This is a genomic window from Flavitalea sp., assembly GCF_035489435.1.
In the GTDB taxonomy this organism is placed as follows: Bacteria; Bacteroidota; Bacteroidia; order Chitinophagales; family Chitinophagaceae; genus DATHKG01.
The window spans coordinates 1-16,995 of record NZ_DATHKG010000100.1 but is presented as its reverse complement, the minus strand read 5'-3'; the positions used below and the strand labels follow the sequence as shown (position 1 = coordinate 16,995).

The 16,995-nt window shown below is 41.3% G+C and carries 14 protein-coding genes; 7 read left to right on the top strand and 7 right to left on the bottom strand.

Going from position 1 to position 16,995, the window contains the following annotated elements; translation table 11 throughout:
* Nucleotides 1-405: 405 nt before the first annotated feature.
* The 3 genes from VK664_RS16615 to VK664_RS16605 form a co-directional block, all read right to left on the bottom strand.
* Nucleotides 406-1,308 carry a DMT family transporter gene (locus VK664_RS16615; protein ID WP_461399810.1) on the bottom strand — a complete coding sequence of 301 codons (903 nt, stop codon included), beginning with the start codon at nt 1,306-1,308 and terminating at the stop codon, nt 406-408.
* Nucleotides 1,309-1,329: 21 nt separating this feature from the next.
* A complete protein-coding gene (gene purH / locus VK664_RS16610; RefSeq protein WP_461399809.1) occupies nt 1,330-2,853 on the bottom strand; it encodes a bifunctional phosphoribosylaminoimidazolecarboxamide formyltransferase/IMP cyclohydrolase in 1,524 nt (507 codons plus the stop codon).
* Nucleotides 2,854-2,932: 79 nt separating this feature from the next.
* Complete coding sequence (locus VK664_RS16605) at nt 2,933-5,011, bottom strand: ComEC/Rec2 family competence protein (protein WP_461399808.1); 2,079 nt, start codon at nt 5,009-5,011, stop codon at nt 2,933-2,935.
* Nucleotides 5,012-5,612: 601 nt separating this feature from the next.
* Between VK664_RS16605 and VK664_RS16600 the strand changes: the two genes are divergently transcribed.
* From VK664_RS16600 to VK664_RS16590, 3 genes are all read left to right on the top strand, one after another.
* Nucleotides 5,613-6,104: a hypothetical protein gene (locus VK664_RS16600; protein ID WP_461399807.1), complete on the top strand. Its 492-nt coding sequence runs from the start codon at nt 5,613-5,615 to the stop codon at nt 6,102-6,104.
* Between the two features lie 702 nt (nt 6,105-6,806).
* A complete protein-coding gene (locus VK664_RS16595; RefSeq protein WP_461399806.1) occupies nt 6,807-7,610 on the top strand; it encodes a sensor histidine kinase in 804 nt (267 codons plus the stop codon).
* 15 nt (nt 7,611-7,625) lie between these two features.
* Nucleotides 7,626-8,285, top strand: a complete 660-nt coding sequence (locus tag VK664_RS16590; protein ID WP_461399805.1) for a response regulator — start codon at nt 7,626-7,628, stop codon at nt 8,283-8,285.
* Nucleotides 8,286-8,401: 116 nt separating this feature from the next.
* On the opposite strand, the gene carB is transcribed toward VK664_RS16590, so the two are convergent.
* Both carB and VK664_RS16580 read right to left on the bottom strand, forming a co-directional pair.
* Complete coding sequence (gene carB, locus VK664_RS16585) at nt 8,402-11,227, bottom strand: carbamoyl-phosphate synthase large subunit (RefSeq protein WP_461399804.1); 2,826 nt, start codon at nt 11,225-11,227, stop codon at nt 8,402-8,404.
* 240 nt (nt 11,228-11,467) lie between these two features.
* Nucleotides 11,468-11,683, bottom strand: a complete 216-nt coding sequence (locus VK664_RS16580; RefSeq protein WP_461399803.1) for a hypothetical protein — start codon at nt 11,681-11,683, stop codon at nt 11,468-11,470.
* Between the two features lie 199 nt (nt 11,684-11,882).
* Here VK664_RS16580 and VK664_RS16575 point away from each other — a divergent pair, with 199 nt between their 5' ends.
* Together VK664_RS16575 and bcp are read left to right on the top strand one after the other, a co-directional pair.
* The gene (locus tag VK664_RS16575; RefSeq protein WP_461399802.1) at nt 11,883-13,595 is read left to right on the top strand and encodes a M23 family metallopeptidase; all 1,713 of its coding nucleotides are present in this window, start codon (nt 11,883-11,885) and stop codon (nt 13,593-13,595) included.
* A gap of 24 nt (nt 13,596-13,619) precedes the next feature.
* The gene (bcp, locus tag VK664_RS16570; RefSeq protein ID WP_461399801.1) at nt 13,620-14,087 is read left to right on the top strand and encodes a thioredoxin-dependent thiol peroxidase; all 468 of its coding nucleotides are present in this window, start codon (nt 13,620-13,622) and stop codon (nt 14,085-14,087) included.
* Here the strand turns inward: bcp and VK664_RS16565 are convergent.
* Complete coding sequence (locus tag VK664_RS16565; RefSeq protein ID WP_461399800.1) at nt 14,070-14,366, bottom strand: eCIS core domain-containing protein; 297 nt, start codon at nt 14,364-14,366, stop codon at nt 14,070-14,072. The two genes, bcp and VK664_RS16565, sit on opposite strands and share 18 nt — an antisense overlap.
* A gap of 27 nt (nt 14,367-14,393) precedes the next feature.
* Complete coding sequence (locus VK664_RS16560) at nt 14,394-15,161, bottom strand: biotin--[acetyl-CoA-carboxylase] ligase (RefSeq protein ID WP_461399799.1); 768 nt, start codon at nt 15,159-15,161, stop codon at nt 14,394-14,396.
* Nucleotides 15,162-15,259: 98 nt separating this feature from the next.
* On the opposite strand from VK664_RS16560, the gene rsfS reads away from it, so the two are divergent.
* Nucleotides 15,260-15,664, top strand: a complete 405-nt coding sequence (gene rsfS / locus VK664_RS16555) for a ribosome silencing factor (protein ID WP_461399798.1) — start codon at nt 15,260-15,262, stop codon at nt 15,662-15,664.
* Nucleotides 15,665-15,773: 109 nt separating this feature from the next.
* The coding region (locus VK664_RS16550) for an ATP-dependent metallopeptidase FtsH/Yme1/Tma family protein (RefSeq protein WP_461399797.1) at nt 15,774-16,995 on the top strand (1,222 nt) is incomplete at its 3' end.

Below are 16,995 nucleotides of genomic sequence, written 5' to 3'. Positions count from 1 at the left end.
CAAAATATAGTTGTACCGCTAAAATCTAAAGTTTTACTTTGTTTCATGGTTTCTGTTTTAATGTGTTTATGAAAGAAGCTTCAACTTAAATTTACACATTTGCAGAAACCATTCTCATACATGAGACCTGTTCGGAGTTACCCAAGCCGATCAGGGCCCAACAGCAACCAGCACTACAAGCATACTTAACAAAGCCGATCAGGGAACAAAAAGCCGATCGGAGACAACAGCAGAGAACGGCATGAACAATGGTATTAACCAGGAATCACAGTGGCAAATCAAACTAACCGAAAGGCCCATCCGGCGGAGTGAAGAACCGAGTGAACGCCATGAACGTACAACATCAACGATTTAACCAGGTAACAACCATGCGGCGATCCGAAATTGACGTTGGAAGCAGGAAAGCTATACCTTTCGATAAACCTTGTTAACAAGATAAACTCCATAAAGTATCACCGCTCCGCCAACTGCAAGATAAATTGTAAGAGGATCACCATAAACCAGGAAGCCGGATAAAACGGCCACAACAGGATTCATATAAGCATAGATAGAAGCCTGTTCAGTAGGCAAATGCTGCAAGGCATAGAGATAAGCCACAAATGAAATTACTGAACCGAAAACAACCAGGTAAGCTATTGCGGCCCATCCCTGCCAGGGTATATCAACCAGAGGGATGCTTGATCCACTGAACACAGATATGCCACCCATTATTATTCCTGAAATCAGCATCTGCAATCCAACACTGAAATAAGGATTAAATTTTGTCGCCTGGCTCTTGGTATAAAGTGTGCCGAAAGCCCAGGTCCATGAAGCGATTATTGATAAGATGATTCCCTGGCGGAAGTCTGCGTCAAGAAAATCATTCAGATGGTCATAAAAGATTATACAGATCCCGGCAAACCCGAGCAACAGTCCGGTTAGTGCTTTTAAAGGAGGCAGGGTAGAGTCCCGGAACAAACCGATTACAACAATCCACAAAGGAAAAATGGCGGAGATAATTGCCCCAAGTCCTGGTGAGATATATTTAAGGCCCAAAGTTGTTAGTCCGTTTGTCAACACAAAGTTGAGCAGGCTTAGAACAAAAACCGGCCACCATTCCCGGCCTTTTGGCAACCTGTATCCTTTAGCCAAAAAATAAATTACATATAGAATACCACCAAATGACTGCCTGATACCCGCCAGCTGAAGCGCCGGCATATGCCCTACTCCTTCTTCGCTTGCGATCCAGGTAGTTCCCCAGAAGAAGCAAACCATGGCCAACGCGGCCATGGCCCTGATTCTCACCGGGCCTGGTTGTGAAGCGTTCAAAATTTGAAGACCATTATCATGTTAGTGCCTGAAGTGTCTCATTCCTGTCATTACCATCACGAGCTTATGCTGTTTACAATATTCGACAGAGTCCTTGTCACGAACTGATCCACCAGGTTGGATAAAGGCCCTGATACCTGCCTCATGCCCGATCTGAACGCAGTCATTAAACGGAAAAAAAGCATCACTGGCAAGTACTGCATCATTAAGATCAAACTGAAACTGGTGCGCTTTTTCTATAGCATGACGTAAAGCGTCTATCCTGCTTGTCTGACCGCATCCTTTACCCACGAGCTGTTTGTTTTTTACCAAAGCAATAGCGTTTGATTTCAAATGTTTACAAACAGTATTGGCAAATTCCAGGTTCTCTTTTTGTTCAGGAGAAGATTCCAGTCCACCAACTTCTTCCCATTTAGTGTGGCTCCCTATATCGGTTCCCTGGACAAGAACCCCACCCAACAAGGATTTGAACTGCAACTCCGGTAGCTTCACATCCTTTAATTCAAGCAGTATGCGATTTTTCTTTGACTTAAGAACAAGCAATGCGTCTTCATTAAAAGCGGGAGCTATCAACACTTCAAAAAATATTTCATTTATTGCCGCGGCTGTTTCCTGGTCTATAGTGTTGTTACAAACCAGTACACCTCCAAAGGCACTTTCCGGATCCCCGGCCAGAGCATCGTCCCAGCTTTGTTTCACCGTAGGTCTTTGAGAAATACCACATACATTGGTGTGCTTGATGATTGCAAAAGTTGAATTGGTTTTGTTGCCGGATATACCAAATTCATGGATTAGCTGGATCGCAGCATCTACGTCAACCAGGTTATTATATGAAAGTTCTTTACCATGAAGCTGGTTGAAAGTCTTGCTGTAATCTCCGTAGAAAACACCGGTCTGGTGCGGGTTTTCGCCATATCGCATCGTTTTCGGTCCAAAACTTGATTCCAGGAAATAAAGGCTGTCTACCTTGTTGAAATATTTTGCGATAGCAACGTCATAATGACCAACGATCTCAAAAGCCCTGGCAGCGAATTTCTTCCGCTGTTCAATGGTGGTCTCGCCATTCTGATCCCTAAGAAGGTTTTCCAGTTCAGGATAGTCTTTTTTCGCGGCTATCACCACTACATCCCTGAAGTTTTTTGCTGCGCCCCTGATCATTGATGGCCCGCCAATATCAATTTTTTCTATAATCGATTTTTCCTCATTGGTTGATGCGACCGTTTCCTCAAAGGGATAAAGGTCCACTATAACCAGGTCCAGAACAGGAATCTTGTACTGCTCCATTTCTTTTACATCATCCGGATTGTCTCTCCTGCCCAGTATTCCGCCAAAAACCGATGGATGCAGAGTCTTTACCCGCCCACCAAGAATTGAGGGATAAGTAGTGAGCGACTCAACCGGAACTACTTTTATTCCCAGCTTTTCAATAAAAGACTGAGTTCCACCCGTAGAATAGATGGTAACACCCTGGTCGTTTAATAATTTTACGATCGGTTCAAGACCATCTTTATAAAAAACTGATATCAGCGCAGATTTAATTTTCATGTATCGAGTTTAAATGCCCCGGCAGCCGGTAAGCACAGGTAGTGAAGCAAGAATTTAGTGTCAAGGGCGCAAAAGTATATTAATTCAAATTCATTACAAAGGCACCTTCATCCGACACAGCGGAATAACGTATACCCAGCGACTTACATTCCTGCGACCAGGCCCTGGCCTTCCAGGCGGGGTTTGAGCTGTCAAATACCACCATCACAGGTAGTTCACCTCTCGCGAAGTTGACAAATTTTCCACGCGGATTCCCGGAAACAATTAGTAAATCTGGCTTTATGGAACAGTACACCGGGAATTTTGAGAAAACGATAAGCTTTCCTCCATGTCTCAGCAGGTAACTTTTACCGGTGCCACCTTCGGGTGAATACACATTGCTTATCCGATGAACTATTCTCGAAGGACTAATATTAAACCTTAAAACTAACTGATTCGAACTAACTGAAGTGTCTGCAATGAAGAGTGCATTTCTGCCTTCAATCAATTCTAGGGCAGATGATTTACTAACATTATATACGATAAGTTTCTGCTGGTTGACCGCATTATAAAATGATAAACTACGCATCATAAAAAAAGATATCATCCCGGAAAGTGCAACCCAAATTCCGGTTTTGGCTTTTTGAAAAAAATAGTATGAAAACCCGGCAATAATAACATATAGCAGTACCTGTTGAACAGTATCTATCTGTATGGATTTCCAGTTTGCAAAAGGAAGAATATCTATCAGTTCAACAAACCAATTCATCATTGCAATCAGATGATGGATGAGCTCGCCAATCAGAAACGCAAGCGGGCTAAAAAATGCAATGCAACACAGCATAATTTCCGCAATAAGAATAATACTTGAAAGTGGTATTGCCACAAAATTAGTGATGAGAAAGAAGTTAGGAAACTGGTGAAAGTAATACAGGCTGACCGGTGTAGTAAGTATCTGCGCAGATAATGTGATAGCACAGGTTTTCCAGATTATCAAAAGGATTTTGTTGCTGAATGGGAGCAGTTGAGAGACGGACTTCTGATAAATTATTATACTAAGAACAGCTGCATAAGATAATTGGAAACCTGTGTCCCAAAGCCAGAAAGGATTATAGCAAAGAAGCAGGAAGGCTGAAGCAGCAAGGCTATTATATACAGATAAATTTCGCGCAAGTACTTTACCTGTAGCAATACATGTAAACATTACTGCTGATCTTACTACCGAAGCAGATGCGCCTGCCATAATAGCAAAAATCCAGATACCAGCTATCACTATCAGCAACTGTATAACACGGGCAGTTGTGGAGTACCTTAGCTTCCTGGTTAATAATATTAGTATCGCATATATTAATCCAAGATGTAATCCTGAAATGGCTATCACATGCACAACCCCCGTATTTGAATATGCCTGGACAAGTTCTTTATCGAGGTTGTCTTTGTATCCTATAAGTAATGCTTGTGCAAGACCCGATTCTTTAGATCCGGGGATATATTTTTGCATCACGGATACTACTTGCTGTCTTGCATTAAAAATAAAATTCCGGAATTTATTAATCGATTTCTGCCTGGATATTTTGTAAGTAGCTTCCGTTAGAAATACCTGGTAATGGATGCCCTGTAAATAGCAATACTGCCTGTAATCGAAGGCGGCAGGATTGCCTGTATTCGATACCTGTTGCAGTTTTGCTGCAATTATGATTATGTCACCATATTTTAATTTTAGGTGTGCAGGGTTCTTTTCAAAGTAAATTAGCACAATCCCTGTTGTGTGATAAACGCGTTTGCCATTTATCATCCCGTTTATCGTTCCGGATGATTTGTATGAACCCGGTTTTTCCGTGAGCGGTTCGTTAATGGTCAGTATTAATTTAGACCCTGGCTGATATTGTTGAAATACTGATGATGGATCATTTTTATCGTCTGTGCAAAACATGCAGATGCAGCCGCAAAACATCACCATTAAATGTATACTGATACCGGCAAAAGCCCTGCTGGCATATTGATATCTGAGCGGTTGGAAATGGAAAAGGAACAATAAGAATGCAATCGCGAAGATGGATCCGGTTAACAGCGAAAGATGAAAATTACAAAACCATTGAATTAATAAACCTGAGGCAAATGGCAGAACAAGTCTTACAAACGGGGCGTTCTTATAAAAAGGAACAGTATATAGATTCATCAGTGGAATTTATATACTGTCCTTAATTTCATCGGGTTGAAAAAAACCGGCTGAGTAGTTTTTTTCTGATGATCATCTGCCTTTCAAATGATTGGTAGCACTGAAAGTTTATAGGATAAGGAATAACAGTTGATGGTATCAGGAAAGGCTCTTACTAAATTTCGCCTGGTTCTGCAAAGGAATATTTTGATCTCAATAATACGGATGACAAATTTTTGGTATATTGGTATAATTGAAGCTGGATATTGAAGGTTAAAAACGGGTGTTATCCTTTTGGACCTTAACTAAGGTCATTTAAAATAGTTGATCCTCCATTTTTTAGAAGACATTTCTATCACTGTTTTTCGTACCATCGATTTACGGGGTTTTCGACCCCGTAAATCAACGGTGAAATGCCTGCGGACTTTACGGTTTTAAATACCGGAAATTAACGGTATATTTCTGCGGAAAACCTCGTTAATTGTTGACTGTCTTGACTTTATAAATAATCGCTATTTGTAATTCATTGATACGCACGAGCTTGTGACTATGATGCCCCTTTTCTCTGTATTACTTTTACTGAGTCAATCTGATTCTCTAAAAACATATAAATAATAAGGGTATGATCACAGTAGAAAAAACTTCGATTAATGTTGGAAAGTACGTTGATACAAAACATGTAGACACTGTAATTCGTGAATACAAACACGAAAGATGGGCACAAAACTCGGAGCGGATAGGTAAGGAAGATTCTTTGAGCGTTTGGTGGAGTGTTGAAGAGTTAGAAAACTTTCTTGCCCATGCAAAAGACAACGGTGCTGATGGTGTTAAAATGTATTTTGCAGCTTATCCGAAGGATTTTACTGAGCAACCTTTATATGCCGGTAGACAAACTGTTGTAATGGTAGCAACAAAAACAAAAGAAGCAGAGGAAGGAACAGTAAATAAAGATATCTACACCACTACCGAAAATGTCACAAGTATTCTTGCTTATAATATGGGTAAGATGTGCCCTCCTTTCTGCAAAGATGGCATTGCTCCCGGTTCTGATCTGGATTGGGGATTGGGCCTCACATTAGTTGACAGAGGTGAAAATGGCTTGACCTTAATTTAATTTAAGTCGCTTTTTCAATAATAACAAAACCTCCATCTAGTGGAGGTTTTGCTGTTATTGAAAACAATTCCGTTCTTTGTTTCCAGTGATGGATATACCTATCTACATATTTTTTATTGGAATCAGTTTTATTGCCAGCCTGATCAATATTTTTAATAACCAGGCCGACAAGCTTTATTTAAAAGCCTTTCCTTTTTATCTGGGCATAACTTTTATCATTGAATGCGTTGGAAACTACAGGTGGTCGCGTGGATTGACTACAGCAAATCTCTATAGTTTTTTTGGAGTGTTTGAATTTCTTTTTTACTCTTTCATATTGCTCCAGGCAGTTAAATCAAAAAAGGTAAGACAGGTTGTTCAGGTATTAATGATAATGTACCCGGTAGTAGTGTTATTAAATATACTGTTTATACAAATCGAAGGTTTTCATTCCATTACTTATGCCTTAGGTTGTTTGATAATTGTATCCATGTGTATTTATTATTTCCTGGAATTATTTCAATCGGCCAATTCCATTGAGTTAATAAGAGAGCCGGCCTTCTGGATTTGTACAGCATTACTGTTTTTCTATTGCTGTACTTTTCCGATTTTCAGTCTAACTAACTTCATAAGAACCCTTCCAAAGGTTATCATTGACAATATATCATCGCTACTGAACCTAATGAATTGTTTATTATATTCATTGTTCACTATAGCATTCTTATGCAGGATCGGAATCAGGAAATCTATGTCATTATTTTAGTTGGAGGAGTTCTTGCATTACTTTTAGTTGGTTTCATTGTAACAATTCTGTTTTTGTATCAAAGAAAACAACATCGACAGGAGCAGGAAATAGTCCGGATAAAAAAGGAATATGACCAGGAGCTGCTCACAACACAACTAGAAATCCAGGAGGAGACTTTCAAAACTATCGGCCAGGAGTTGCATGATAATATAGGTCAGGTGCTTTCAGTAGTAAAACTGTCGCTTGCTATTCTTCCGATCGAAAAAGAAGATCCCATCTACGAGGGCGTATACAATATCAGGCAGATGTTGAACAAGGCAATATTTGACCTGGCAGATCTTACAAAAAGTCTCCATTCCGACCGTATCGCACAGATCGGTCTCAGCGAATCAATAGGTTTCGAACTGGATAATCTCAAAAAAGCAGGTTTATTACAGGTCACTTTTGATGCCCCTTCGGATGAGCAACTCGCGGATAGTCAGAAAGCAATATTCCTGTTCAGAATCTTCCAGGAAAATATCAATAATATCCTCAAGCATTCGAAAGCCACAAGGGTGGACGTTTCAATTACCGTTTCAGCCAGTAATCTTTTTGTTATGAAAATCCGGGACAACGGGGTGGGCTTTAATATAACAGACAAAAGGGACAATGCTTCCCCGAGCAGCGGAGTCGGCCTAAAGAGCATGGCTAACCGCGCTAAACTGATTGGTGGAGAAATTTCTTTTCAAAGTTCACCGGGAAATGGAACTACTGTTATAGTAGCGTTACCTTTACCATATTAAAGTTTCTCAACAGGTATGGCTGCAGTTATCAAAAAAATTCAGGTGGCAGTCGCGGACGATCATAGTCTTCTGCGGCAGGCGCTGGCAAAACTTATCAATTCATTCGAGAATTTCACCGTTTTGTTCGAAGCCAACAATGGCAATGAAATCAAGTCAAAACTTGGAAAACATATCATTCCGGATATCGTATTGCTTGACGTGAACATGCCGGATATGGACGGTTATCAGACCGCCCAGTGGCTTCATACCAACTTTCCACAGGTGAAAGTGCTGGCTTTATCTATGTTCAGTGATGAAAATATAATCATCAGGATGCTGAAGCTTGGAGCTAAAGGTTATATACTCAAAAACGCTGAACCGGAAGAACTGAAGGAAGCACTGCATTCAGTGCTTGAGAAGGATTTTTACCTCTCTGAATATATTTCAGGTAAGATAGTTAGTGGCTTAAACAAAGATCTCGACAGGCCGGATGACCGGGTGACTCTTTCCGAAAAAGAAAAAGAACTACTAAAATGGATCTGCTCGGAAATGACTTACAAAGATATTGCAGGTAAAATGTTCGTGAGTCCAAGAACACTTGATGATTATCGCAATAACCTTTTTGAAAAGTTAAAGGTTAAAACGCGGGTGGGACTTGTGTTGTATGCTATCCGAAACAGGCTTGTTGAAGTTTGAGTTAAAGAAAAAGCTTCCTGATGAGGGAAACTTTTTCTTACGTCAGATTAGCTGTAATCTTAATTTTATACTATAAACTGTAATCTTAATTTTAAGCCTATAACTGTAATCGCTGATTATTTACTCAGGTACATGCTCCTGTCTTTATATAGTTGTCTGAAATAAGGATCCCTGAGATCTTTGATGAAACGGATAGCTTCACCGGTACTTTTCATTTCCGGTCCTAACTCCTTGTTCACACCGGGGAACTTATTAAAACTAAAAACCGGCTCTTTAATAGCAAATCCTTTTAACTTCTTTTCAAACTTGAAGTCCTTAAGAGTATGTGAACCGATCATAATCTTGGTCGCTACATTCAGGTAAGGAATCTGGTACGCCTTTGCGATAAAAGGTGTGGTACGCGAAGCCCGCGGATTCGCCTCGATCACGAATACTTTACTATCTTTTATTGCAAACTGGATATTGATCAGGCCTTTAATATTAAGTGCCCTTGCAATTTTCTCAGCATAGTGTTCCATTGTTGTTACAACAAGTGGAGTGAGGTTGAAGGCAGGTAATACTGCATTGCTATCTCCACTATGTATACCCGCAGGTTCGATATGTTCCATTACTCCCATTACATGAAAGTTGGTTCCATCAAATATCGCATCAATCTCAGCTTCCTGGCAACGATCAAGGAAATGATCCACGAGGATTTTATTGCCAGGTATATGTTTCAGAAGGCTAACTACGGCGTTTTCTACTTCGTCATCATTGATCACGATCCGCATTCTTTGTCCACCTAAAACATAACTCGGGCGAACAAGCACGGGATAACCAACCCGGTTTGCAACTTCAATTGCTTCATCAACGCCCGTTGCAGTTCCATATTCTGGATATGGAATTTCCAGCTCTTTAAGCATATCGCTGAACCGGCCACGATCTTCCGCTATATCCATACTATCGTATGAAGTTCCTATGATCTTTATTCCTTTTTCATGAAGTTTTTCTGCAAGTTTTAGAGCAGTCTGACCACCAAGCTGAACAATCACTCCTTCCGGTTTTTCATGTTCAATGATTTCCCAGAGATGTTCCCAGTAAACCGGTTCGAAGTAAAGTTTATCAGCAATGTCAAAATCAGTAGAAACAGTTTCAGGGTTGCAGTTCACCATTATTGCTTCATAACCGCATTCCTTTATTGCAAGCAGCCCATGTACACAGCAATAGTCAAACTCAATTCCCTGGCCGATCCTGTTGGGTCCGCTGCCTAGGACTATGATCTTCTTTTTGTCGGTTACTATACTTTCGTTGCTATTGCCGTTTTCAAATGTGGAGTAGAAATATGGCGTTTTTGCAGCAAATTCCGCAGCACAGGTATCAACCATTTTGAAAACCCTGGTTATGCCGGCAGCTTTTCTTTTCTCATAAACTGCGTCTTCAGTACCATCATTCATGATCCTGACGATCTGCTCATCACTGAAGCCCAGGCGTTTTGCATCTTTTAATACTGTAAGAGGAAGCGTCTCCAGTTTGTATTTGATAATTTCCTTTTCCATGGTGCAGATCTTCTGGATCTCGTAGAGAAACCAGCGATCAATTCCATTGGTTGCTTTGGAAATAGAATTGACCGAAACACCTGCCATCAGGGCATCCTTGATCCTGAAAATCCGATCCCATTTGGGTTTCTTTATATACTCGAGCAGTTCTTCCCCGTTCATCAGGCTTTTGCCATAGTAACCAAGTCCCACTGCATTGTTCTCTAGACTTTGACAAGCTTTCTGTACAGCTTCTGTAAAACTGCGGCCAATGGCCATTACTTCACCAACAGATTTCATCTGGAGGCCAAGTGTATCATCTGCTCCTTTAAACTTATCAAAATTCCATCTCGGCAGTTTAACAATTACGTAATCGAGCGCCGGCTCGAAATAGGCTGAAGTATTTCCGGTAATTTGATTTTTAAGCTCGTCGAGGTTATAGCCGATTGCGAGTTTAGCTGCAATCTTGGCGATCGGGTAGCCGGTAGCTTTTGAAGCCAGGGCCGATGAACGACTTACACGGGGATTGATCTCTATAGCAATGATTTCTTCTGTATCCGGATTAAGTGCAAACTGAACATTGCAACCGCCGGCAAAGTTCCCGAGATCGCGCATCATCATGATAGCCGTGTTCCTCATCAGCTGAAAAGCCGTGTCACTAAGGGTCATGGCAGGAGCGACGGTTATTGAGTCCCCGGTATGAACTCCCATCGGGTCGAAGTTTTCAACTGTACAGATGATTGCGACATTATCATTCGCATCCCGCAGTAGTTCAAGTTCAAATTCCTTCCAGCCAAGAACGGCTTTTTCAACAAGTACTTCATGGATTGGAGATGCTGTCAGACCCCTGGTTAGTGCTTCATCAAGATCATGCTTATCATGTACAAAGCCACCACCGGTACCGCCAAGTGTAAATGAAGGACGGATAACAAGCGGAAAACCTATCTCCTGGGCAAATTCTTTTCCTTCAAGAAATGAGTTTGCGGTTTTTGCCTGGGCAACTGAAACCCCAAGCTGGATCATCCATTGCCTGAATTTTTCACGATCCTCTGCTTTGTCGATGGCCTTTATATCAACACCGATAAGCCTGACTCCGAATTTTTCCCATAGACCGAGATCCTCGCACTCCTTTGCCAGGTTAAGGGCTGTTTGGCCACCCATGGTCGGCAACACCGAATCAATCTGGTTTTCTTCCAGTATTTGTTCGATGCTTTCTGCTGTCAGAGGAAGTAGGTAAACTTTGTCAGCCATCATCGGATCTGTCATGATTGTAGCGGGATTGCTATTGATGAGGTAAACTTTAACCCCTTCTTCTCGCAAACTCCTGGCTGCCTGGGTACCTGAATAATCAAATTCACAGGCTTGTCCGATAATAATTGGTCCCGAACCGATGATTAAAACTGACTTAATGGAAGAATCTTTTGGCATATCTGAATTGACTATTTTTTAAAAACAAATTGCGCAAAAGTAAGGTAGCAGAAGTTAATTGCGGGATAATTTTTTTAGGGTTAATAACCAGTTATTTACCTGTGTATTTCCCAAAACAGCAAATCTAAATGCAGTAATAATCGCTGCGGGAGCTTCATGCGGGGGCTTCAAATAAGAAACCCTGCGATTGAGCGCAGGGTTGTTTGGATTGGTTATATTTTGATCTGTTTACTTTTGACTTTAGCTTTTGTGATAAGCTGCAATTTCAATGTCGTCGAGAGCTACACCACCACCCTTTAACAACTTTTTCTGTTGCGCGAGCTGGCGCTTTTCTTCGTTGCGGATCTTGATTTTAAACATCCATTTCTGCTTCGCTTCGGTACCCTTAATAATTCCCACAATGCTGCCGATGGTAATAGCAATTAGTAAAATGGTCCTGTGATAAATCTTTTTCATACACTGGTGAATTTAATATCTCATAATTTCTTAGACACAGCCATGATGCCAAAAGCTGTTCCATTTTTAAATTTATCTTTAAAAGAAGCCGGAATTCTTAATTCTTTAACAAGTACTAACCATTAAGGAGATGGCAATAATAAGGCCATTATTTTCAAAGGCCTTAGTTTTGCAACCTACTAACCGATAAATTTTACTGATGAGATTTTTTCTCCTGGCTTTAGTTTTCATTTCACGGATTTCATTTGCTCAAAGACCACCAACGATAGATTATCCGAAAGGTTATTTCAGGAGCCCCTTGAATATTCCTATTTCCCTGAGCGGCAATTTCGGTGAACTCAGGCCGAATCACTATCATATGGGCCTTGATCTGAAAACTCTTGCCCGCGAAAATCTACCGGTTCATGCTGCAGCCGATGGCTATGTATCCCGCATCAAGATTGAATCTGCGGGTTTCGGACGAGCTATCTATATTACTCATCCCAATGGTTATACTACCTTATATGCGCACCTGAACAATTTTAATCCACAACTCGAAGCCTGGTTAAAAGAACAACAGTATAAACAGGAATTGTGGAGCACATTACTAGAGCTTTCGCCTGATCAGTTTCCCGTAAAGAAAGGAGATTTTATCGCTTATAGTGGAAACACGGGAGGCTCACAGGCACCACATGTTCATTTTGAAATCAGGCGCACTGTAAATGATGTTAATCTCAATCCAATGCTTTTTGGTTTCCCAATCGTGGACAATACCCGGCCCTCCATTCTCCGCCTGGGAATTTATGACCGGACCAAAAGCGTCTATGAACAATCGCCGAAACTGATTCCTGTGAAAGCGACAGGAGCAGGCAATTTTGTGACAAGTCCCGGCCTCATAACAGTTAATTCACCAATCGTAAGTTTTGCGATTACCTCGTTTGATACCCAGAGCGGGTCATCAAATTTGAATGGCATCTACGAAGGGTTGTTATATGTGGATGGCACTGCTGTGGTTGATTTCAGGATGGACAACATCAGCTACAATGATACCCGGTACCTGAATGCTCACACCGATTATCGTATAAAAGCCAATGGTGGAGCCTGGCTTCAACATTTGTCTGAACTTCCCGGTTATGTAAACTCCATTTATAATCAGTTCACCGGAGATGGAGTATTGGATCTGAGCAATGGGGAAGTACATGAAATCAGGATTGAAGCCAGGGATGCTAATAACAATCAGTCGGTACTAAACTATAAGGTTCAGTATAAAGCAGGCAGCATAGCTGCTTCGGCCTTACCATCAAACGGTAAAATTTTTCATCCCCTGATGCTCGATGGTTTCGAGTCAGAAGATTGCGAATTTTATATTGGTGAGAAATGCCTTTATGACGAAGTGAATATCCGTTACACAAAAGTAGCATTGGCAACCCCTGTATCCATTTCCGCCCAGCATACTATTGGCGCCCCTTACATCCCGCTGCAGGAACCATTTCTGATCAGGATAAAACCAACCAGGGCGTTGAACGAACTTGAACAATCCAGGACTGTTATGCAATGGACTGCCGGCTTGAAAAATAACGTGATGAAAGTTGAATGGAAAGATGGCTGGGCCTCAGCAAATTTCCGTGATTTCGGTTCCTACAAATTATTAGTAGATACCGATCCACCCGTGATCGTACCAATGGGCTTTGCAGATGGTTCTAACCTAAGTAAAGCTTCGCGGATTGTGTTCACCGTAAAAGATAACCTTGGTAAGTTTAAAAATGTAAAGCCTGAACTGGATGGTAAATGGCTACGATTTACAAACGACAAAGGCCGCAACTTCATCTATTCTTTTGATGAAAAATGCCCGCCCGGTAATCACGAGCTAAAAATTTATGCAGAAGACGAAGCTGGCAATTCAACCGTCCGCTCATTCAGGTTTACAAGATGACAAGCTCAAAAGTCCAGGTAAAAAATGATAACATTAAAAGAAGGAGATAAGGCACCGCAATTCACTGGCTTTGATCAGAACGGAGAACCGTTTAAGCTATCTGATCTCAGGGCGAAAAAAGTGGTTTTATATTTTTATCCGCAGGATGATACCCCGACCTGTACCGTCCAGGCCTGCAACCTCCGTGATAATTATTCCATTTTAATCAGCAAAGGTTTTGAGGTTATCGGGGTAAGTCCCGATGAAGCACCTAAACACAAAAAGTTTGAGCAGAAGTTCAACCTGCCTTTCAGGCTCATTGCTGATCCTACACATAAGATCATCGACAAATATGGAGTCTGGGGTGAAAAACAATTGTATGGCCGTAAATATATGGGGCTTTACAGGACCACCTTTTTAATCAACGAAAAGGGTGTGATCGCTAAGGTTTTCCTAAGGCCAAAAAACAAACAACATGCTGAAGAGATCGCGGCTCTAGATTTCGGGAGATGATTCTGCTTCACGGGCTTCGATTTCAAACCTGTTATTATGATAACCGCGGCGAATGCTTTCGATGCAATATTTCCAGAGAAATCCGATCAGCCCAAATTGCTGGTACTGCTCTACGTGTTTGAGTTCGTGTTTTACCCAGCGGTGATCATCCAGGAACTCTTGCTTTGAAGTGTTATGTAGATGAATGGTATTGCCAATTGTCATAGCCATGCGACTTGTTCTTAGTTTCCAGGCGCCCAGTCTCGCAAAGGGTGAATTCTCTTTTATTCTATACTGCATTTACAGGCAATTTAATATGGTTTTAATCTATGAAAATACCCATTCAATTTCTCCAAATCCAAATGAGCGCTCGAGAGTATCCGAAACAATCAACTGACCAAGCATGTCGACCGCTGTTATTGTTGTCTGGAAAACAATAGAACCCTGTTTCAGCTTCACTTTCTGACCGCGCATAAACAATGCCTGGTTATAGTCTTCAAGAATTTGTAAATAATCCCCGGCATAAAAGGCATTCATGCGGTTCTGTACATAAATGCAAAGCTCCTTGCCGAGCATGGTCACTGATTCTTCTTTGCCGGTTATCTGGCGGAGAGAGACCGCGCGGTGACTGAAATCGCCGAATTCTGTCTGGTTAATGTTTATGCCTATGCCCGCAACCGAACATTTCCAGCTTTTGTCCGGTTGGCCTATTATGTTTTCTATGAGGATCCCCCCTGCCTTTCTGTCACGCCAGTACAAATCATTGGGCCATTTAATAGAGGTTTCTTGTCCTGCCAGCGTTTTATAAAAATCATAACAAGCCAGGGAAACAGAGGCCGACAACATGAAGAATTTATCGATCAAAGCCTTGCCTGGACTAAGATTAAGGCTCATAATGATATTCTGCCCAGGCTGCGACTTCCAGGTTTTGCCGCGCTGCCCTTTTCCGGCTGTTTGTTCGAGTGCAAAATAAGCAGTTCCAGGGGTGGCCATTCCCGCATGGGCCTGTGCCATGGCATAGTTGTTGGTGCTATCAACCGTCGTCAGCAATATAAAAGGTTGACCGATAGTATCAAAGGTGGCAGGATATGACAAAAGATTACTATTTTTGATTTGTGCAAAATTAGAATATAGACGGAACTAAATCGTCCTTCACCTTATAACACATAATTGTTCATTAAAAGTTTTGATTATTGGAACAACTTTCTAAGTTATCAACCCGCCGGAAAAGAAACGGTGTTGCCAGGTTAACGAAAAATTCAAAAATACTTAAAGCAATAATACATGCTATCCAGGAGAAAAAGGGATCAAACATTATTTCCCTGGATCTAAGAAAAATTCCTGAAGCTGTAGCTGATTATTTTATTATCTGCGAAGCTAACAGTACAACTCAGGTAAAAGCCATCAGTGACTATGTTGAATTTTATGTGAAACAGGTTACCGAAGAGTCGCCTTATCGTCATGAAGGACAGCAGGCTGCTCACTGGATACTTGTAGACTACATAAATGTTGTAGTGCATGTAATGCAACCAGAAACCCGCAAATTTTATAAGCTCGAGGAAATGTGGAGCGATGCACTGAGCGAAGAACACTTATAGTTGATATCTGTTGATCGTGATTAATAGTTAAGGTTCATCAATCACAATGAGCAGATGCTAACTCAAAAAAACAATATTACAATTAAATTAAGAACCTAGGAGACCAAGAATGATGTCACAAGACGACTCAAGACAAAACGACCGTAATTTCCCCCGGTTGAGACCAAGAGATGATAATAATAATAATCCGCGCAAAGGACCCCGATTCAGCATCTATTGGATCTGGGCGATAATTTTTGCGGTTTTGGTAGGCTTTCAGATTTTTGGTTCATTTACTCCGGATGCAAAACAAATTGATTCCGAATTAGAGTTCACAGAGAAAATGCTCAAGCCAGGTGATGTAGAAAAACTCGTGCTTGTAACAAATAAAAACCTGGTAAGGGTTTATATAAAGAAAGACAGCCTTGCGAAACCTTACTATAAAGATAAACTAAGTAAAAGCTGGCCAGGCACTAAAGCTGAAGGACCGCATTTTGAATTTACTGTTACAAAAACAGACGAATTTGAAAAACGTTTACTCGAAGAACTGAAAGATAATCCTGCAATTGCAGATACTCCTTACAAGCCTGTTATGGAAGGTGAATGGTTCGGGCCTTTCCTGAATTTCCTACTTCCTTTACTCGTTATCGTATTGATCTGGGTTATGCTAATGCGAAAAATGGGTGGTGGAGCAGGTGGTGGTGCCGGCCCTGGTGGCATCTTCAATATTGGCAAGTCAAAAGCAACTTTGTTTGATAAGGGCGCAAAAGTAAATATCACATTTGCAGATGTAGCTGGCCTTGATGAGGCAAAAGTAGAAGTGATGGAAATCGTGGATTTTCTTAAGAATCCCAAAAAATATACAGCACTTGGTGGAAAGATACCAAAAGGCGCTTTGCTGGTTGGCCCTCCGGGAACCGGTAAAACCCTGCTTGCAAAAGCAATGGCAGGTGAAGCCCAGGTGCCTTTCTTCTCGATGTCAGGTTCTGATTTCGTTGAGTTGTTTGTAGGTGTTGGTGCAAGCCGGGTACGTGATTTGTTTAAACAAGCAAGAGAAAAAGCACCATGTATCATATTCATTGATGAAATTGATGCCATTGGCCGTGCAAGAGGAAAGAACATGATGATGAGCAACGATGAAAGGGAAAATACATTGAACCAGTTATTGGTTGAAATGGATGGTTTTAGCGGCGAAAGCGGAATCATAGTTCTGGCAGCTACAAACCGGCCCGATGTATTGGATACTGCTTTACTTCGCCCGGGGCGTTTTGATAGACAAATTTCTATCGATAAACCCGATGTAAAAGGTCGTGAAGCAATATTCAAAGTGCATCTGAAACCAATCAAAATTT